Genomic DNA, 17,175 nt, shown 5'->3' on the forward strand with positions numbered 1-17,175 from the left:
CCCCCCCCCCCCCCCCCCCCCCCCCCCCCCCCCCCCCCCCCCCCCCCCCCCCCCCCCCCCCCCCCCCCCCCCCCCCCCCCCCCCCCCCCCCCACCCCCCACCCCCCCCCCCCCCCCCCCCCACACCCCCCTACCCCCCCCCCCGGGTCTCCCTATACCACCCACCCCCCCGGCCCCCCGGGCCGGGGCCCCCGCGGGGGGGGGGGGGGCGGCCCCGCGCCGCCCCCGACCCCCCACCGGTCAGAACGAGTTCCTGCGGGACAGGATCTTGTGCACCAACGGCTCGAAGTGCTCCAGCGGGGCACTCACGTAGTCCGGGTCGAACGCGGCCTGGTCGTACTTGAAGCAGAACTCCTCGGTGTACTCGAAGTACTCGGAGCCGCGGAACTTCTCCCGGGTGTTGCGGTCCCACCCCAGGTGGTGCCAGAAGTAGTACCCCTGGAAGACGTCATGGTTGGCGACCATCCAGTGGTTCGCCTCGGAGACGAACGGCTTCAGGATCGCCGCGGCGATGTCGGGGTGGTTGGCCGGAGCCATCACGTCCCCGATGTCGTGCAGCAGCGCGCAGAGGATGTACTCCTCGTCCCGACCATCTTCCTCGGCGCGGGTGGCCGTCTGCAGGGAGTGCTCGAGCCGAGTGATCGGGAACTCACCCTTGGCGTCCCCCAGGGTCCGCAACATCTGCAGGGCGTGCTCGGGCACCTTGCTCTGCTCGGTCGCCCAGCCCGGCGTGATGAGGTCCCAGTCCTCCTTCGTGGACTCGATCATGCTGGTGAACTTGACTCCAGAACTCACAACGAAACACCTTCTTCTCTCACTCATCTGTGGACTCTTGAACGTCACTGCCGGCCGCCCGTCCGCGCGGTCCTCTGGCCGGCTCCGGCACTACTTGGGGGCGCGGCCGTGGTTGTCCCACCACAGGACCCGTCGGCGCAGGAGCGTCAACACAGCGACGAAGAGCAGGCCCAGCACGCAGAACATCGAGATTCCGGCCCAGGTCACTTCGAGGTTCGCCTGGGATGCGGCGATGGAGATCATGGCTCCCAACCCTGCGGCCTCGCCGGCAGCCACGAACTCGGCGACCGCGGCCCCGATGATGGCGAAGGGGATGGCGATCCTCAGGCCGGCGAAGAAGTACGGCATGCTCCCCGGGAGCCGTAGCCTCCAGAAGATCTCCCACCTGCTCGCGTCGACCACGCGGAGCACGTCCAGCGTGCCCGGGTCCACCGCCCTGAGCCCGGCCAGCGAGTTGATCAGGATCGGGAAGATCGCCACGATGATGGTGACGATGTACTTGGGCAGCATGCCGAATCCGAAGGCCACCACCAGGGCCGGAGCAATCGCGATGACCGGGGTCACCATGATGACCATCACGACCGGCATCAGAGCGCGTTCCAGAATCTTGAACTCGCACATCAGAACGGCCAGAAGATAACCCAGGACGATGGCAGCGCCGCCTCCCACAGCCACCTCTTTCAGGGTGACCAGGAGATTGTTCCAATAGGCGCTCGGGTCGTTGGCGATGCTCTCGGCGATATTTCCCAAAGGCGGGATGACGAAGGGATTCGAGTGGGCCACGTACTCCCAGGCGATGCCCAGCAGCACAAAGGTGACCAGCGGGGGAATCCAGAGACCGAAACGCCAGCGCGTCCAGGCAGAGACCTTGGGCACCGCCCTCGTCACGGACTTTCCGGCGGCCTTCTCGGCACCTGGTTGACGAGCCTGCTCCAGCTCCACGATCGCGCTGGCTACCTTCTCAGTGCTCGACATTCTTCATCACCCTCCTCAGCCCCTCGCGGATGCGGATCTCGTACTCACGGAATTGCGGACTCAGGAACACCGATTCGTCCCGGGGTCGGGGCAGGTCGATCTCGGTGACCTCGGCGATGCGTCCCGGTCGAGCCGCCATCAGCACCACGCGGTCCGAGAGCAGGATCGCCTCGGGAACCGAGTGCGTGATGAACATGACCGACCGCCGGTTGGACTGCCAGAAGTCCAGGAGCCCCAGTCGTTGCTGGTCGCGCGTGATCTCGTCCAGGGCCGAGAACGGCTCGTCCATGAGCAGGACGGGCGGGTCGAACACGAAGGCGCGTGCGATCGCGACGCGCTGCTGCATGCCACCAGACAGCTGCCGCGGGTACTTGCGCAGGTCGTTGCCCAAGCCGAAGGAGGTGAGCAGCTCGTCGACGTCCAACAGGTTGCGGCCCGCGTTGGCAGCGGTGTTCACCTGAGTGGGCAACAGGACGTTGTCGCGCACCGAGCGCCACGGCAGCAGGGCCGGGGTCTGCGGCACCAGTCCCATCGTCTTGTGGCGGATCGCCTGAGGAACTGTCTCGCCGTTGATCGCGACCGAGCCCTCGTCGGCGTCCAGGAGGCCGGCGATGATGCGGAGCAGCGTGGACTTGCCGCAGCCGCTGGGACCGATCACCGAGACGAACTCGCCCGGGGCGATGCGCAGATCGACGTCATCGAGGACCGTGACCGGTTGGCCCCGGACGCCGAACCTCTTGGTGACTCCTCGTGCCGTGACCTCGGCGCCCGCGGTGGTCAGTGCCGCGTTCATTCGCCGGGCCAGATCAGCACGCCGTCGGCGTCGTACAAGTCCGTCACCAGGTCGAAGTCGACCACGGTGTCAAGATCCGGGATCTCCTTCACGTCGCTGAATTCCCGGGTCAGCGCAGCGGCTGCCTCCCACTCCTCACGGGTGTGGGCACCCAGCGGCTTGACCGTGCTGTCCCGGATCCACTGCGACTCCACGGCCCAGGTTCGCTTCTGCTGGTCCAACGGGAACGAGTCGCCCTGGTTGTCCTCGGCGGCCAGCTCGGTCACGTGCTCCACGCACTTGTCCTCGTTGTCCAGGCAGTACTGGAGCGCCTTCAACGTGGCCCGCATGAAGTCGGCGGCGGTGTCCCGGTGCTCCTCCAGGAAGGTCGAGTTCACCTCCATCACGCTGTAGGTGCTCTCGACGCCTGCGTCGGCCGGCAGGAACTCGCTGAACTCGATGCCCTGGTCCTTGAGGCTGGCGCACTGACTCGACGCGTAGGCGATCTCGGCGTCGATCGTGCCGCGGGTGACGATGGTCGGGTCGTAGTTGGTGATCTTGATGAACTTCACCTTGTCCAGGTCGACGCCGGCCTTGGCGAGCTGTGCCCGGGCGACCGGGGCGACCTGAGTGAAGTAGCCGAGCCGCTTGCCCTCCAGGTCCTTGAGGGTCTTGATGTCCTTGTTGGCCAGGATGCAGTGGGGGTCGGTGGTGCCGTAGGTCGCCACTGCGGTGATGTTGTCGGCGTTCACCACGGTGTCCAGGACGCTGGGCGCCGACCCCACGGAGGTGAACTGGGCCTTGTTGGCGTTGACCAGTTGCTGGCCCGACGCGCCGGCGGTGTTCATCTCGACGTTGAGGCACAGGGCGTCGTAGTAGCCCAGGTCCCGCGCCATGAAGACGTCCATGATCGAGCCGCTGGCGGCGTAGCTGTAGGACGAGATGTAGGTGATCTTCCCTGCGTCCTTGTTCCGCTGACATGCCGCGTCGTCCGGGGCGTAGCCCGCGGTGTCGGTAGCGCCTTCCACTGGTTGACGGGCCGACTTGTCGGCAGCGTTCGAGCCCGAGCCACACGCACTTATGGTCAATCCGAGAACAACGGTCAATCCGCTGAGCGCAAACTTTGAAATGGTCTTCATAGTTCCTCACTTGTAGGCAGCGATTGGATTTGCTGGGAGGTCGCCAAAAAGGCTCGCGCCCAGAATCAGAGGGTCACGAATTGACGTCGCGGGAACGACGTCGTATCAGAGACGGGGTGTCGCGGTTTCAGCAACGGCCGACGAGGTCCTGTTGCTGAGTGGCGGGTGCGACCCATAGGGGATGAGTCGCAACAGATGATGATGTATTCGGATCGACTCCTCTCTGACGTAGCGTCCGTCACGCGCGATTCATGGCGTGCATCGAACGATTGGATACGTCAGCAGAAAGGTCGGCCACCGGGGCACTCGGCATCACCGGGACCGTCGATCTACATCTCGACCGCTTGAAGGACATCATTCACATCAAGCGATACGCCATGTTGGCATGCGGGATATGATGGTGTCAACGATTTCCGTTGCCCTGACGACGTCCGCTTCGCGAAGGACAAGACGCCGTACAAGACCCACCAGGGCGCGTTCGTGGGCGTCGGCCCGGCGACCGGCTGGTACGTCGAGGTGGCGGCGCCTGGTGTCCGGGTGGGCGGCGGCATCTACGAGGCCTCCGGGGCCCATCTGGCCCGGCTGCGCGAGGCGATGGCCGAGGAGAGGACCGGCAAGGTCCTGCAGCGGATCCTGCGCGACCTGGAGCGCGGTGGCTTCGAGGTGGCCGGCGAGCGGCTCAAGACCGTGCCTCGCGGCTACGACAAGGAGCACCCGCGCATCGAGCTGCTCAAGATGAAGACCGTGCTGGGGATGCGGTCCTACGGATTCGAGCCGTTCGTGCACACCGCCGAGCTGCTCGACCGGGTCCGCGAGGACTGGCGCCGGCTGCGCCCGCTCGTCACCTGGGTCGCCGACGCGATCGCGGAGTGATCAGCCCCGCACGCGGCGCAGGAAGGCCGCCAGGTTGTCCGTCAGCCGCTCGACCTGCTGCTCGGGGGTGAGCGACTCCGGCAGTCGTCCCTGGTCGCTGACCCGCTTGCCGCGGACGTACAGCGAGCACTGCAGGTCGGCGCAGATGTAGGTGCCGACGGAGTCGCCCTTCTGCCCCGCCTTCCCGGACCGCGGGGCCACCATCAAGGTCACCCCGCCGGAGCCGTGCGGCGTCAGGCACAGCGCGCAGAGGTTCTTGCGCGGCATCCCGGCGCTGCCGTCGGTCGTGCGGAGCACGATGCCGTACGGCGCCCCGTCGACCTCCGCGACGACGTACCCCCGCACCCGGGACTGCGGGTCGCGCCAGCCGAGGAAGTCCAGGTGCTCCCATGGCTGTGCGGACAGGTCGCGCGGCACGTTGAGCCGCTTCGCCTCGCCCTTCGAGCAGTTCACGAAGGACGCGCGGATCTGTTGCTCGGTGAGGGGTTCCACGTCGATCCACCCTAGGAGCCCGCGCCACCTATTTTCGTCCGCGGCGGGCGGCTCACGCCGAGGTGAAGCTCGCCATCGTGCGGTCGGGCTCCCAGAACGCCTTCATCGACTTCACGCGGCCGTCGTCGTCGACGACGTAGACCATGATCAGGTCGGTCGTGGTGTGCGAGCCGTCCGGGAAGGACGTCTTGATCCGGCCGATGTTGGCGCAGGTGTTGCCGCCGGGATTGGCGAACGAGTCGTTGATCTGGAACTCGAAGGTCGCGATGGGCGCGATCGCCTTCTCCCAGAACGCCGAGATGCCGGCGTGCCCGTGGTGCCCCTTGCCCTCGGGGTCGAACATCGACGGGCCGACCGGGTCCTCGAGCACGGCGTCCTCGGCGTACACGGTGAGCCACTCGGCGAGGTCGCCCTTCGCGACGGCGGAGTAGGACCGCTGGGACGCCGCGCGCGCCGGGTGCGGGTCGTTGGGGGCGTTCCAGACGATCGCGTCGGAGGTGATCATGCGGCCATCGTAGGGCGAATCTAGAACGTGTTCTACCCCTGCCGTCTGCCCGCCTGCCTGACCGCTGCGCGTCGCCGGCCGTTCACGGACCGCTCATCGGGGCCTGCCACGGTGCGAGCATGGCGAAGAAGCAGAAGGCCTGGATCCACGTGGGCATGCCCGGTGCGGGCGATGTCGTCGAGTCCGCCCTCGCCCACCACCACGCGGCGCTCGTCGAGCTCGGCGTCGCCTCCCTCGCCCAGTCGACCGCGGAGAGCTTCCGGGCCGCCGTCGAGATGACCCGCACCCACAAGGACTGGGGGCTCAAGCGGGCCGACGTCGAGGGGCAGTGGACCCGCCTGGTCCGCCGCGCCCGCAAGAGCCGTTGCGACCTCGTCTTCAGCCAGTCGCTCCTCGCCGCCGCCGGCCCCGAGCAGGTCGCGCTCCTCGTCGACGCACTCGCCGGCCACCAGATCCATGTCGTCCTCACCACGGGTCTCGATGACGAGAGCGTCGCGGCCGCGAGCTGGCAGGTCGCCTGCCGCAAGCCCGAGCGCCTGCACGTCATCGAGACCGACGGCCTCGAGCCCGGTCAGGTCTGGACCGCGTTCGGCAGGCTCGTCGGCTTCGGCACGGCGTCGCTGCGGCTCGACGGCGTGCCGCGCGCGTCCGCGACCCTGCAGACCCTCCCTGCGGCGCTGCGTGAGGTCGAGCGGCTGGCCCGGCGCAACGCGTCGCTCGAGGTCCGGCTCGAGGAGCTGGACCGCAGGCGGCGCAAGCTCAAGCGGAAGCTGAACAGCGCGGCCTGAGCCGAGGCCCGGGAGTCGTCAGTGCGGGGCCCAGGCGTCGTCGTCGGCCGTGCGCGACGTGACGGTGTCGGGAAGCTCGCCGTCGGCGAGCTGCTGGATCGAGACGTCCTCGAACACCTCGCGCAGGGCGCGGCGGGCGGCGATCCAGACGTGCTGGAGGACCTCGGCGGCCGCGTTGTAGTTGACGGCCTCGGGGCGCAGCCCGTAGACGGACACGAGGGGGCCGTCGACGGCGCGGATCACGTCGGCGACCGAGACCGTGGTGGCCTCGCGGGCCATCCGCCAGCCGCCGGACTGGCCGCGCTGGGACATCACGATGCCCGCGCGGCGCAGGTCGGCGAGGATCGCCTGGAGGAAGCCGTGCGGGATGTCCTGGAGCCGGCCCAGCTCCTCGGCGCTCACCGCTCGACCGTCGGACCGGCTCGCCATGGCGATCAGGGCCCGCAGTGCGTAGTCGGACTTGGCGGAGACGCGCATGAGCACAGTCTGTCAGATTGCTCGATCGACTCAGTCGACCTAGGCGTGGTTCGCGGCCGCGGTGCCACGCGACGGCGCCCTCCGGCGCGGTGTGAGCGACGACGCCACCCCCGTGCTTGCCCGCAGCTAGCACCCCCCGTATGATGAAGTTACTGGCGAGTAGCAGCCAATGAGAACCCTCTCCGAACCCTGGAAATGGTGGGAACTGTGAGCCACTACAAGAGCAACCTGCGCGACATCGAGTTCAACCTCTTCGAGCTCTTCAACGTGCAGGAGTACCTCGGCACCGGCCTCTACGAGGAGATGGACGCCGACACCGCGCGCGAGATCCTCTCCGAGGTGGAGCGCATCGCCCGCGAGGACCTCGCGGCCTCCTTCGTCGACTCGGACCGGAACCCGCCGGTGTTCGACCCCACGACCAACACGGCACCCGTGCCGGCGTCGTTCAAGAAGTCGTACGACACCTGGATGGAGTCCGGCTTCTGGGGCCTGGGCCTGCCGGAGGAGATCGGCGGCACCACCGCGCCGCCGTCGTTGGTCTGGGGCAGCGCCGAGATGGTGCTCGGTGCGCATGCGCCGATCTGGATGTACTGCACCGGCCCGTCGATGGGCTCGGTCGTCTTCAAGAACGCCAACGGCGTCGCGCGCGACATCCGCATCGCCGAGATCATGGTCGAGCGCCTGTGGGGCGCCACCATGGTGCTGACCGAGCCCGACGCGGGCTCCGACGTGGGTGCCGGCAAGACCTACGCCACGCCCAACGAGGACGGCTCCTGGAACATCTCCGGCGTCAAGCGCTTCATCACCAGCGCCGAGTCGGACCTGCAGGAGAACATCATGCACCTCGTCCTCGCCCGCCCGAAGGGCGTCGAGGGCATCGGTGGCCCGGGCACCAAGGGGCTCTCCCTCTTCCTCGTGCCGAAGTACCACTTCGACCACCAGACCGGTGAGCTGACCGGCGAGCGCAACGGCGTCTACGTCACCAACGTCGAGCACAAGATGGGCATCAAGGTGTCCAACACCTGCGAGCTCACCTTCGGCGACCCGCAGGTCGGCGGCGGCGAGCCCGCCCAGGGCTGGCTGCTCGGCGAGGTCCACGACGGCATCCGCCAGATGTTCGACGTCATCGAGAACGCCCGGATGATGGTGGGCACCAAGGCCATCGCGACCCTGTCGACCGGCTACCTCAACGCGCTCGACTACGCCAAGGAGCGGGTCCAGGGCGCCGACCTCACGCAGGCCTCCGACAAGACCGCGCCGCGCGTGACGATCACCCACCACCCCGACGTACGCCGCTCGCTGATGACCCAGAAGTCGTTCGCCGAGGCGATGCGCTCGCTCGTCCTCTACACCGCGACCTGGCAGGACACGGTCTACCGGGCCAAGGCCGCCGGCGAGCGCGACGAGCTGGCCGAGGCCGTCAACGACCTGCTGCTGCCGATCGTCAAGGGCTACGGCTCGGAGCGCTCGTGGGTGCTCCTCGGCACCGAGTCGCTGCAGACCTTCGGTGGCTCGGGCTTCCTGCAGGAGTACCCGATCGAGCAGTACGTCCGCGACGCCAAGATCGACACCCTCTACGAGGGCACCACCGCGATCCAGGGCCAGGACTTCTTCTTCCGCAAGATCGTCAAGGACCAGGGCAAGGCACTGGGCCACCTCGCGACGGAGATCAAGACGTTCATCGAGAGCGGGGCCGAGGCGGACGGTGTTGTCGATGGCCGGCTGAAGAACGAGCGCGAGCTGCTCGCGACCGCCCTTGCCGACGCCGAGGCGATCGTGAGCCTGATGATCAACGACCTCATGTCCGCCCAGGACGAGATCCGCAACATCTACAAGGTCGGCCTCAACACCACCCGCGTCCTCATGGCGCTCGGCGACGTGGTCTGCGCCTGGCTGCTGCTGCGGGGCGCCGAGGTCGCGCTCGAGAAGCTCGGCGGCGACGCCGGTTCCGACAGGTCCTTCTACGAGGGCAAGGTCGCCGCGGCCCAGTGGTTCGCGCAGCTCAACCTGCCGCGCATCTCGGCCGAGCTCAAGATCGCCCAGGCCACCGGCCTGGACGTGATGGACCTCGACGAGGCCGCGTTCTGATCGCGAGCTGACCCACCACGTACGACGGCCGCTCCGGGCAACCGGGGCGGCCGTCGTCGTACGCCGGCGGGGCGGTGTGGCCTATGGTCTGCGGGTGTCTCGACCTGCTCCACGCCTCGCCTGCGTCCTCGCCGTCCTCGCCGCGCTGGTCCTCACCCTGTGCGGTACGCCGGCCCGGGCCGACGACAGGCAGGAGCGCTACCCCGAGCCGTTCTTCAACGGAAACGTGGGCGATCCCAGCGTCGCGATGGTCGGCAAGCGGATGGTCGTGGTGGCGACCGGGCCGCAGATCAACCGCGCGTACAAGGATCCCGGCCGGACCTGGCGCTACGAGCAGCCGGTGCTCACCCGGCGGCCGGCGTGGGCCGCCGAGCAGGGCGGCATCTGGGCCGCGGACATCGCGAAGGTCGGGCGCAGGTGGGTGCTGTACTTCGCCGTCCCGGTCGCGGGGCTCGGTGAGTTCGGGCGCTGCATCGGCGTCGCGGTGGCGAAGAAGGCGCTCGACCCGTTCAAGCCGGTCGGCAAGCGGCCGTTGGTCTGCCCGTCCCGAGCGCTGGTGCCGACCGCCCAGGACCCGGTCGCGACCCCGGACCTGCCCAGCCGTGGGGTGATCGACCCGTCGCTCTACACCGAGGGCAAGCAGAACTACCTGGTCTACAAGACCGACGGCAGGCCCTCGTCGATCCGGCTGCTGCCGCTGAGCAGGAACGGGCGTCGGGTGCGTACCGGCCAGGACCCGGCCAACCCGAGCGTGGAGCTGGTGCGGGCCGAGGGCGTCATCGAGAACCCGGTGCTGCTGCGCAACGCCGGCGGCTACTACCTCTTCGCCTCCGAGGGCGACTTCGCCCGCTGCTCCTACCAGCAGACCTGGCGCCAGTCCCCGTCCCTGACGGACTGGTCCGCCTCGGTGCCGGCGATCCTGCTCGACCGGACCATCACCGAGGGTCTCTGCGGTCCGGCCGGCGGCGACGTGCTCAAGCACAAGGGCCGCACCACGCTCTACTTCCACGGCTGGGTGCGACTGCACTCCTCCAAGCCCAAGGGCGCGAGCTACTGGGCGTGGAACGGCGGCGAGCGGTTCGGCCGGCGGGCGATGTACGCCGCGCGGCTGACGTTCCCGGCCGGCGTACCGACCGTGAGGAAGTACCTCACCCGCAAGGGTGTCCCGGCGCGCGTTCCCACGCCCTACTGAGTGGGATGGCGCGAGCGCGTCGCTCGTTCCTCGCGCCGCGCTGCCGCGCACGCAGTCGAGCTGCGTAGGCGCCCGGGTCCGCCTGGCGGCAAGACAGCCGGCTCGCGGAAGGGCTCGCCTCCTCCGCTCCGGTCGCTCGTTCCTCGCGCCGCGCTGCCGCGCACGCAGTCGAGCTACGTAGGCGCCCGGGTCCGCCTGGCGGCAAGACAGCCGGCTCGCGGAAGGGCTCGCCTCCTCCGCTCCGGTCGCTCGTTCCTCGCTCTCTCCACTCCGTCGGCGTCGCTTCCCGCGACGGCCGGCGGCGGAGCTTGAGAGCGCGAGCGCGTCGCTCGTTCCTCGCTCCCGGCGCCTCCTCGACCGGCGTTCCCGCCGCTGGTCGCTGCCCGGGTCGGTAGGGTCGGAGACATGAGCGACCGCGACCTCCTGGCCGGCTACGTCGAGAACTGGTGGAGCAGCGTCGGTGACCTCGTGGCACTGCTCGACGAGCTCGGCCCCGACGACTGGAGCGCGCCGACCGACCTCCCCGGATGGGACGTGAAGGCGGTCGCCTCACACACCGCCCACCTGGAGTCGATCCTGGCCGGCGGGCCGGAGGAGACCGCCGACATCGGCGCCCCGTCGCACGTCACCGGGCCGATGGGACAGTTCACCGAGATCGGCGTGGTCACCCGCCGCGACCGCGACCCGGCATCGATCGTCGAGGAGATCCGTACGTCGACCGGAGCCCGTCGCGCCGCGCTCGCCGCGGCGCCGCCGGAGGACCCGGCCGCCGCCGCCGACGGGATCTTCGGCCTGATCGGCTGGAACACCCGCACCCTGCTGCGCAACCGTCCGCTGGACCTGTGGATGCACGAGCAGGACATCCGCCGCGCGGTCGGTCGCCCCGGCGGTCTCGACACGCCGGGCGCCCGGCACACGGCCGACTACCTCGTCGAGGCGTTCGGCTTCGTCGTCGGCAAGCGGGCCGCCCCGCCGGCCGGTACGACGGCCGTGCTCGCCGTCGAGGGCAGCGCGCCCACCGCCGTGCGGGTGGGCGACGACGGCCGCGCGCACCGGCTGGACGGCGTACCGGACGAGCCGACGGTGTCGCTCGCCATGGACCGGGAGAGCTTCATCGTGCTCGCCGGCGGTCGCCGCGCGGCCGCGCCCGGCGCCGTCATCATCTCGGGGGACCAGGAGCTCGGCGAGCGGATCGTCGCCGGGCTCGCCACCACGCCGTAGCAGCCGCAGAAGGAAGACGATGACCGACAGCTGGAATGTCGCCGACCTGCCCGACCAGACCGGCCGCACCGTCGTGGTGACGGGGCCGACCCTCGGCGGACTCGGGCACCACACCGCGCTCGAGCTGGCCCGCCGCGGCGCCCGGGTGATCCTCGCCGGGCGCAACCCGGCGAAGGTGGAGGAGACGGTCGCCGCGATCAGGGCGGACGTCGCCGACGCCCAGCTCGAGGCCCTGCACCTCGACCTCGCGAGCCTCAGCTCGGTCCGCACCGCGGCCGCGGCGGTGGCGCAGGTCGGTGCGATCGACGTCCTCGTCAACAACGCCGGCGTGATGGGCACGAAGTACTCCCGCACCGCCGACGGTCTCGAGCTGCAGATGGCCACGAACCACTTCGGCCCCTTCCTGCTGACCGGCCTGCTGCTGCCGCAGCTCGTCCAGAGCGCCGACGGGCGCGTGGTCACCGTGGCCTCGCTGTTCCACAACTTCGCCGGCAAGGCACCGCTCGGGGACCCGCGCGAGCAGACCGGTCGCTACCACACGTGGCGCGTCTACGGGCAGTCGAAGCTCGCCAACCTCTACTTCACCGCCGAGCTCGACCGCCGTCTCCGTGACGCCGACCTCCCGGTCCGCGCGCTCGCCGCCCATCCCGGCTTCGCCGGCACCCACCTCGCCGCCAACGGGCAGTACGGCCGCTCCTCCGGCGGCATCGCCGCCATCCTCGACGCCGGCGTCAAGGCCGTCTCGCAGTCCGCGGAGGCGGGCGCCTGGCCGTCCCTCATGGCGGCGACCGCCGACCTGCCCGGCAACACCTTCGTCGGGCCCAGCGGCTTCCGGCAGCTCACCGGCCATCCCCGCACGGTCGGGCGCAGCAAGCTCGCCCGGAACGCCGGCCACGCGCGGAGGCTGTGGGAGATCAGCGAGGAGACCGTGGACCTGCGGTATCCGTGATGGTGGACGGGATGAACCGGTACTTTCCGGACCGGCACGCCGGCCTGCCGGCCTTCATCCGCGCCGCACGCTTCAAGCCGGTGCGTGTGGTGCACGGCTACCACATGGGCGATGTCGACGCACTGCTCGACCGGCTGGTGGAGGAGGTGGAGGCCGGGCGCCCGGTTCGGCCCCTCATCGATGCGGCCGCCCTCCGGACCACCCGGTGGCGGGAGGGTTACGACCGGTCGGAGGTCGATGCCCTCCTCGCCGAGGTGACTCGTCGCACGGAGGTCTGAGGCGAGTCCGGTCGACGTACCGGCTATCCCCGACCAAAGTCGGGGACGACGGGACCGTCGGAGGATGTGGGCGCTCACCTCGCCCACCTACCGTGGAGCATCATGAGCGAGAAGCCCCCGGTGCAGGTCTGGGAGGGCGTCGTCGACGAGCGCCACCACCGCGTCGAGATGAGCGGCGGGCTGCTTCCGCTCATCACGTGGACCATCGACGGCGAGCCGGTCGCGACCAAGAAGGTGACCGACGCGAAGATCACGCTCACCGAGACCACCGATGGTGAGGGTGGCGGTGGGCGGCTCGTCGTACGGACGACCCGGCTGTCGACCAAGCCCCGGCGCGCGAGCGTCCTGGGGCCGGAGGAGCTGATCGGCGGGACCGATCTCACGCCGGCGCCGGGGTCGCCGGCCGCGGTCCACCACGACAAGGTGCTCGCGCATCCGCGCCGCTACACCGCGATCACCACGCTCGGGGCGGCCGCCGGTGTCATCGTGCCGATCGTGGTCATCGCACTGCTGGCGCGTCTGGCGACGAAGATCCCGTGGCCGGACGTCCCGTGGCCCGACATCAGCCTGCCGAGCATCCCGTGGCCGGACATCGACCTGCCGAGCATCCCGTGGCCCCACGTCGATCTTCCGGCCGTCACGGTGCCGGGCTGGATCGAGTTCATCCTCGACAACGCCCAGTTCGTCGTACCGGTCATCGTCGCGTTCGTGCTCGCGCGCGCCGAGGTCCGTCGGCGGCGCCAGCAGCAGACGACACCGTCGGCCGGGGACCGCGCGCAGCGGAGCGACGCGAACGCGGAGGGGCCCGGCGAGGACTGATGGGCCGCCTCAGGCGGCCAGGGCGACGGAGCCCGGGAGCAGGGTCGGCGCGCAGTCGCAGCTGTCGCTGCAGGCGAGGAAGGTGTGCACGGCGTGGCCGCACGCGGGGCACGGCAGGTCGTGGCTGAGGTGCTGGTGCTGGGGGTTCGGGGTGGTGTTCCACATGGCCGCGTCTCCTTCGTGATCGGTGCCTGCTTCTACAAGGACGACGAAGCCGGCCACACGGATACGACACGTCGGCCCCGGGAATCTTGCAGAGATCCCCGGTTGCCGGAACCGGACGCGCGGCGGGCCGCCGGTCAGGCGACGGCGAAGGCCGGCGAGCCCGGCATCACGGTGGGCGCGCAGTCACAGCTGTCGCTGCAGGCGAGGAAGGTGTGCGCGGCGTGCCCGCAGGCGAGGCAGGGCAGGTCGTGGCTGAGGTGCTCGGTGCGGGCCATGGCTGCCCCCTCTCGGCGCGGTCGGCGCGCTGTTCGCGCCGGTCCGACCAGGATGACCCGACAGGGGCACCCGACTCATCGGCCGTTCGGGGTCGAGCCGCGGTGGTCCGGAAGGACCAGGGCCTGGTCCGACCGGGTCAGGCTCAGCGCCCGCGCGGGCCGTAGCTCGCGTCGGCCTTCTTGAAGGCGGCTTCGCGGGCGGCCTTCGTGTTGCGGGCGGCGAGGAGGTAGGCCTGCTCGATCCGCTCGCGGGCGAAGGTGCGGCGGGGCGAGGACGTCCAGGTGTCGTTGAACAGGCGCTTGGTGGCGGCGAGGGCGTCGGGGGAGCGGCGGGAGAGCTCGTTGGCGAGGCGGAGGGCGCCGGAGAGCGGGTCGTTGTCGAGGCGGGTGACCAGGCCGAGCTCGTGGGCGCGGGAGCCGTCGAAGACCTCGGCGGTCATGGTGAGGAGCTTGGCCTGGTCGATGCCGATGAGCTCCTTGAGGGCCTGGATGCCGGACATGTCGGGGATCAGGCCCCACTTGCCCTCGAGCACCGACCAGCGCGAGTCGGGGGTGGCGATCCGGAAGTCCGCGGCGAGCGCGATCTGGAGGCCACCGCCGAGGCAGTGACCGTGGACCGCCGCGATCACCGGGACGGGGATCCGGCGGAAGGCCCAGGGGGCCTCCTGGAAGGTGTTGGTGCCGCGCAGCGGGCGGGGGACGAACGCCTTGGCGATCCCGGCCGGGTTGCGCATGACCGACGCGAAGTCGAGACCGGCGCAGAACGCGTCGCCCTCGCCGCTGACGACGACCGCGCGCAGCGTCTTGTCGCGTCGCAGAGCGTGTGCGGTCGAGACGAGGTCGTCGAGGATGTCGAGCGTCAGTGCGTTGAGCTTGTCGGGACGGTCCAGTCGGACGTGGGCGATGCCGTCGGTGATCGTGCAGCTGACGTGACCGTCGCGGGTGCTCATGACCCCGATGCTACCCGCCGGTAACGTCGGGTGCGAACGCGCGGCCCGGAACGGCCCGCGCGTTGAAGAGGGTGCCTCCGACGACGTCGCGGGCGTAGGGATCGCGGTAGATGTCGGGCAGCACGCCGCTGACGAGGTGGCCCAGCTCCTGGTGTCGTCGCGTGCGCGCGTCCGGCCGATAGACACGGGAGCGCAGGGCGGACTCCAGCTCGGTCGCCAGCGCTGCCTCGTCGATCGTCGTCAGGACGCCGTCGTCCATCACGACCTGGCCGTTGATCATCACGGTGCGCAGGTCGTGGCGCTGGGCGCGGTCGACGAGGACGTCGAGGAACGGCGTCGCGTCGTAGCGGCCCGCGGGAGCGGTGATGCGGGTGCGGTCGAGGACGAGGAGATCGGCGAGCAGCCCTGGCGCGAGGCGTCCGATCCGGTCGTCGTGGCGGACGGCGCGGGCGCCGTTCTCCCCGGCCGCCCGCAGCAGGGTCGCGCTGTCCGCACGTACGTGCTCGAAGTCGCGCGGATCCCGATACAGGTACGACGCCAGGCGCAGCTCGGCGAACATGTCCTCGTCGTCGTTGAAGGAGATGCCGTCGGTGCCGAAGGCGACCCGGCCGCCGGACGCCATGATGTCGCGGGTGCGGGCGATGCCGGCCGACAGCCGCAGGTTCGACCCGGGGTTGTTCGAGGCGACCGCCCCGCTGTCGGCGAAGATCCGCAGCTCCTCGTCGGTCACCCACACGAAGTGGGCGCAGACCATGTCGGGACCGAGCACGCCGAGCCGGTGCAGGCGCTCGACGGCCGACATCCCGTAGTGGTCGTGGCTGAAGTGCATCTCGGCCCGGGTCTCCAGCACGTGCGAGGTGATGCCGGTGCCGTAGTCGTCGGCCAGCCGGCGGCAGCGCAGGTAGAGCTCGTCGGAGCAGGCCGGGGTCCAGTCGGGTGCGAGCACGGTGCGGATCCGGCCGTCGTACCCGTCCCACGTGCGGGCCAGGTGGTCGTAGGTGGCGAAGACCTCGTCGAGGGGCCAGGCGTAGCCCATGGGTGAGGCCCGGACCTCGGCCGCGAGCGCGGGCGGGAGGCGTTCGAGGAAGCACTCGTCGGACTCGTGGGCGTAGATGTGCTGGTCGCGTGCCACCAGTCCGAAGGCCACTCGGAAGCCACTGTCGGCGTAGGCCTGCAGCACCGGCTCGGTGCCGAACCTCGGCAGGGACGGCCGCCCGTAGTACATGTCGACCGCCGCGGTCTGTCCGCCTCTGATCATCGCGGCGATCGAGTGCTGGGCGATGAGGTAGAGGTCGCGTTCCAGGGCCGGGCCGTAGCCGCCGTGCACGTGCACGTTCGCCTGCTCGAAGACGTACTGGTAGTGCCCGGGGCCCACCGAGAGCTCGGAGTGGAAGTGCCCGTTGACGAGGCCCGGCATCACGATGTGCTCGGGGCCGCCGATGACGCGGTCGAACGGGCCGCGGGCGGCGAGCTCCTCACGGCTCCCGACGGCCTCGATGGTGGTGCCCGTGACGATGACCGCTCCGTCCTCGATGGTCGCGGCGCGGTCGAGAGCCACGACCGGATCGCCCAGGACGAGGGTGCGAAGAGTACCCATATCGCATATCTGATGCGATTTCCGGCACCGCGTCAACCCCGGCGCCGAGACCGTTGACCTCCCGCGGGGCCGCGGCTACTGTCATCTTATATCTGATATGCGAAAGGTGATGAGATGACCGCACAGGCGCTCGACGCCGGTTTCAGTGAGTCCGCCCGGCGCGAGGTGGCGCAGGTGTGGGATGCCCTCCCCGAGCACCCGTTCGTGCGGGGGATGGCCGATGGCACGCTTCCGCCGCGCGTCTATCGGCACTACGTCACCCAGAACCTCCTGTACCTGCCGCACTACGCGCGTGCGATCGCCATGGCCGTCGCGAAGGCGCGCGATGACGCCGAGCTCCGGCGCTACGCCGACGCGCTCGCCAATATCGTCGACGTCGAGATCCCACAGAACCGGCGACTGCTCGACCGGGTCCGCGACCTGTGCGACGAGGGCGACGAGGGCGGCGAGGGCGCTGTCGCGATGGCGGCCGGGACGCGCAACTACACGTCGTACCTGCTCGGCGTCGCGGGGCGCTGCGACGTCGTGGCGATCGGTGCGGCGATCCTGCCGTGCGCGTGGAGCTACGGGGAGATCGCGCGGCGGCACGCCTCCGGGGTGGTCGAGCACCCCGTCTACGCCGAGTGGGTCCGCTTCTTCGCCACGCCGGAGTACGCCGCGCTGGTGGCCGGGATGCGGGAGCGCCTGGATGCCGATGTGGCGCCGCTGCCGCCGGCCGACGTCCAACGCCTGAGCCGCATCTTCGCCGACGCCACCCGGCTCGAGGGGGAGTTCTGGGACATGGCGATGGACGCCGCTGACCCTCCCGCGATTTCGGGGTAGTCAA

Annotated in this window: 19 protein-coding genes and 1 pseudogene; 9 read left to right on the plus strand and 11 right to left on the minus strand. The window is 70.0% G+C overall.

Translation table 11 applies throughout. The annotated features are described in order from the left end of the window. Window positions 1-239: 239 nt before the first annotated feature. From KVF89_RS19630 to KVF89_RS19645, 4 genes are all read right to left on the minus strand, one after another. The gene (locus tag KVF89_RS19630) at window positions 240-767 is read right to left on the minus strand and encodes an HD domain-containing protein (protein WP_257427905.1); all 528 of its coding nucleotides are present in this window, start codon (window positions 765-767) and stop codon (window positions 240-242) included. A 117-nt stretch (window positions 768-884) separates the two neighbouring features. Further along, window positions 885-1,769, minus strand: coding sequence for an ABC transporter permease (locus tag KVF89_RS19635; protein ID WP_257427907.1), 885 nt, complete (start codon window positions 1,767-1,769; stop codon window positions 885-887). Next, the gene (locus KVF89_RS19640) at window positions 1,756-2,562 is read right to left on the minus strand and encodes an ABC transporter ATP-binding protein (RefSeq protein WP_257427908.1); all 807 of its coding nucleotides are present in this window, start codon (window positions 2,560-2,562) and stop codon (window positions 1,756-1,758) included. Before KVF89_RS19640 ends, KVF89_RS19635 begins: the two co-directional genes overlap by 14 nt. After that, the gene (locus KVF89_RS19645) at window positions 2,559-3,569 is read right to left on the minus strand and encodes an ABC transporter substrate-binding protein (protein WP_257427909.1); all 1,011 of its coding nucleotides are present in this window, start codon (window positions 3,567-3,569) and stop codon (window positions 2,559-2,561) included. The genes KVF89_RS19640 and KVF89_RS19645 overlap by 4 nt, the downstream gene beginning before the upstream one ends. Before the next feature lie 534 nt (window positions 3,570-4,103). Here KVF89_RS19645 and KVF89_RS19650 point away from each other — a divergent pair. After that, window positions 4,104-4,553, plus strand: a pseudogene (locus KVF89_RS19650) (DUF2461 domain-containing protein); the annotation flags it as partial. Here the strand turns inward: KVF89_RS19650 and KVF89_RS19655 are convergent. Then, window positions 4,554-5,045: an FBP domain-containing protein gene (locus tag KVF89_RS19655; RefSeq protein ID WP_257427911.1), complete on the minus strand. Its 492-nt coding sequence runs from the start codon at window positions 5,043-5,045 to the stop codon at window positions 4,554-4,556. Between the two features lie 52 nt (window positions 5,046-5,097). Then, entirely contained in the window at window positions 5,098-5,550 is a 453-nt protein-coding gene (locus KVF89_RS19660) for a nuclear transport factor 2 family protein (protein ID WP_257427913.1), read from the minus strand. A 119-nt stretch (window positions 5,551-5,669) separates the two neighbouring features. On the opposite strand from KVF89_RS19660, the gene KVF89_RS19665 reads away from it, so the two are divergent. Continuing rightward, complete coding sequence (locus KVF89_RS19665) at window positions 5,670-6,338, plus strand: hypothetical protein (RefSeq protein ID WP_257427914.1); 669 nt, start codon at window positions 5,670-5,672, stop codon at window positions 6,336-6,338. A gap of 18 nt (window positions 6,339-6,356) precedes the next feature. Here KVF89_RS19665 and KVF89_RS19670 read toward each other — a convergent pair whose 3' ends face one another. Continuing rightward, window positions 6,357-6,815, minus strand: a complete 459-nt coding sequence (locus KVF89_RS19670) for an RrF2 family transcriptional regulator (RefSeq protein ID WP_257427916.1) — start codon at window positions 6,813-6,815, stop codon at window positions 6,357-6,359. Window positions 6,816-7,022: 207 nt separating this feature from the next. Between KVF89_RS19670 and KVF89_RS19675 the strand changes: the two genes are divergently transcribed. From KVF89_RS19675 to KVF89_RS19700, 6 genes are all read left to right on the plus strand, one after another. Beyond that, window positions 7,023-8,903 (plus strand): acyl-CoA dehydrogenase, encoded by a 1,881-nt coding sequence (locus KVF89_RS19675; protein WP_257427918.1) that lies wholly within the window; start codon window positions 7,023-7,025, stop codon window positions 8,901-8,903. A gap of 94 nt (window positions 8,904-8,997) precedes the next feature. After that, window positions 8,998-10,095 carry a family 43 glycosylhydrolase gene (locus KVF89_RS19680; RefSeq protein ID WP_257427919.1) on the plus strand — a complete coding sequence of 366 codons (1,098 nt, stop codon included), beginning with the start codon at window positions 8,998-9,000 and terminating at the stop codon, window positions 10,093-10,095. Window positions 10,096-10,500: 405 nt separating this feature from the next. Beyond that, on the plus strand, window positions 10,501-11,316 hold the full coding sequence (locus KVF89_RS19685; RefSeq protein WP_257427920.1) for a maleylpyruvate isomerase family mycothiol-dependent enzyme: 816 nt from the start codon (window positions 10,501-10,503) through the stop codon (window positions 11,314-11,316). A 19-nt stretch (window positions 11,317-11,335) separates the two neighbouring features. Next, the gene (locus KVF89_RS19690) at window positions 11,336-12,265 is read left to right on the plus strand and encodes an oxidoreductase (protein ID WP_257427921.1); all 930 of its coding nucleotides are present in this window, start codon (window positions 11,336-11,338) and stop codon (window positions 12,263-12,265) included. An 11-nt stretch (window positions 12,266-12,276) separates the two neighbouring features. Continuing rightward, window positions 12,277-12,543: a DivIVA domain-containing protein gene (locus KVF89_RS19695; RefSeq protein WP_257427922.1), complete on the plus strand. Its 267-nt coding sequence runs from the start codon at window positions 12,277-12,279 to the stop codon at window positions 12,541-12,543. A 102-nt stretch (window positions 12,544-12,645) separates the two neighbouring features. Further along, window positions 12,646-13,362: a hypothetical protein gene (locus KVF89_RS19700; RefSeq protein WP_257427924.1), complete on the plus strand. Its 717-nt coding sequence runs from the start codon at window positions 12,646-12,648 to the stop codon at window positions 13,360-13,362. A 9-nt stretch (window positions 13,363-13,371) separates the two neighbouring features. Here KVF89_RS19700 and KVF89_RS19705 read toward each other — a convergent pair whose 3' ends face one another. From KVF89_RS19705 to KVF89_RS19720, 4 genes are all read right to left on the minus strand, one after another. After that, the gene (locus tag KVF89_RS19705) at window positions 13,372-13,527 is read right to left on the minus strand and encodes a hypothetical protein (RefSeq protein WP_257427926.1); all 156 of its coding nucleotides are present in this window, start codon (window positions 13,525-13,527) and stop codon (window positions 13,372-13,374) included. 134 nt (window positions 13,528-13,661) lie between these two features. Beyond that, window positions 13,662-13,802, minus strand: a complete 141-nt coding sequence (locus KVF89_RS19710) for a hypothetical protein (protein WP_257427928.1) — start codon at window positions 13,800-13,802, stop codon at window positions 13,662-13,664. A 143-nt stretch (window positions 13,803-13,945) separates the two neighbouring features. Beyond that, a complete protein-coding gene (locus tag KVF89_RS19715) occupies window positions 13,946-14,752 on the minus strand; it encodes a crotonase/enoyl-CoA hydratase family protein (protein ID WP_257427929.1) in 807 nt (268 codons plus the stop codon). 10 nt (window positions 14,753-14,762) lie between these two features. Then, window positions 14,763-16,349 (minus strand): amidohydrolase family protein, encoded by a 1,587-nt coding sequence (locus KVF89_RS19720; protein WP_257427930.1) that lies wholly within the window; start codon window positions 16,347-16,349, stop codon window positions 14,763-14,765. Between the two features lie 114 nt (window positions 16,350-16,463). Here KVF89_RS19720 and tenA point away from each other — a divergent pair, with 114 nt between their 5' ends. After that, window positions 16,464-17,171 (plus strand): thiaminase II, encoded by a 708-nt coding sequence (gene tenA, locus KVF89_RS19725; RefSeq protein WP_257427931.1) that lies wholly within the window; start codon window positions 16,464-16,466, stop codon window positions 17,169-17,171. Window positions 17,172-17,175 lie beyond the last annotated feature (4 nt).

The organism is Nocardioides carbamazepini (genome assembly GCF_024614185.1).
Classification (GTDB): domain Bacteria; phylum Actinomycetota; class Actinomycetes; order Propionibacteriales; family Nocardioidaceae; genus Nocardioides; species Nocardioides carbamazepini.

What these genes read in the sequence shown, in the direction of transcription:
- KVF89_RS19665 (WP_257427914.1), top strand. Translation starts at nt 5,670, where the DNA reads ATGGCGAAGAAGCAGAAGGCCTGGATCCACGTGGGCATGCCCGGTGCG.
- KVF89_RS19640 (WP_257427908.1), bottom strand. Translation starts at nt 2,562, where the DNA reads ATGAACGCGGCACTGACCACCGCGGGCGCCGAGGTCACGGCACGAGGA.
- KVF89_RS19630 (WP_257427905.1), bottom strand. Translation starts at nt 767, where the DNA reads ATGATCGAGTCCACGAAGGAGGACTGGGACCTCATCACGCCGGGCTGG.
- KVF89_RS19695 (WP_257427922.1), top strand. Translation starts at nt 12,277, where the DNA reads ATGAACCGGTACTTTCCGGACCGGCACGCCGGCCTGCCGGCCTTCATC.
- KVF89_RS19700 (WP_257427924.1), top strand. Translation starts at nt 12,646, where the DNA reads ATGAGCGAGAAGCCCCCGGTGCAGGTCTGGGAGGGCGTCGTCGACGAG.
- KVF89_RS19670 (WP_257427916.1), bottom strand. Translation starts at nt 6,815, where the DNA reads ATGCGCGTCTCCGCCAAGTCCGACTACGCACTGCGGGCCCTGATCGCC.
- KVF89_RS19660 (WP_257427913.1), bottom strand. Translation starts at nt 5,550, where the DNA reads ATGATCACCTCCGACGCGATCGTCTGGAACGCCCCCAACGACCCGCAC.
- KVF89_RS19715 (WP_257427929.1), bottom strand. Translation starts at nt 14,752, where the DNA reads ATGAGCACCCGCGACGGTCACGTCAGCTGCACGATCACCGACGGCATC.
- KVF89_RS19685 (WP_257427920.1), top strand. Translation starts at nt 10,501, where the DNA reads ATGAGCGACCGCGACCTCCTGGCCGGCTACGTCGAGAACTGGTGGAGC.
- tenA (WP_257427931.1), top strand. Translation starts at nt 16,464, where the DNA reads ATGACCGCACAGGCGCTCGACGCCGGTTTCAGTGAGTCCGCCCGGCGC.
- KVF89_RS19690 (WP_257427921.1), top strand. Translation starts at nt 11,336, where the DNA reads ATGACCGACAGCTGGAATGTCGCCGACCTGCCCGACCAGACCGGCCGC.
- KVF89_RS19635 (WP_257427907.1), bottom strand. Translation starts at nt 1,769, where the DNA reads ATGTCGAGCACTGAGAAGGTAGCCAGCGCGATCGTGGAGCTGGAGCAG.
- KVF89_RS19705 (WP_257427926.1), bottom strand. Translation starts at nt 13,527, where the DNA reads ATGTGGAACACCACCCCGAACCCCCAGCACCAGCACCTCAGCCACGAC.
- KVF89_RS19710 (WP_257427928.1), bottom strand. Translation starts at nt 13,802, where the DNA reads ATGGCCCGCACCGAGCACCTCAGCCACGACCTGCCCTGCCTCGCCTGC.
- KVF89_RS19720 (WP_257427930.1), bottom strand. Translation starts at nt 16,349, where the DNA reads ATGGGTACTCTTCGCACCCTCGTCCTGGGCGATCCGGTCGTGGCTCTC.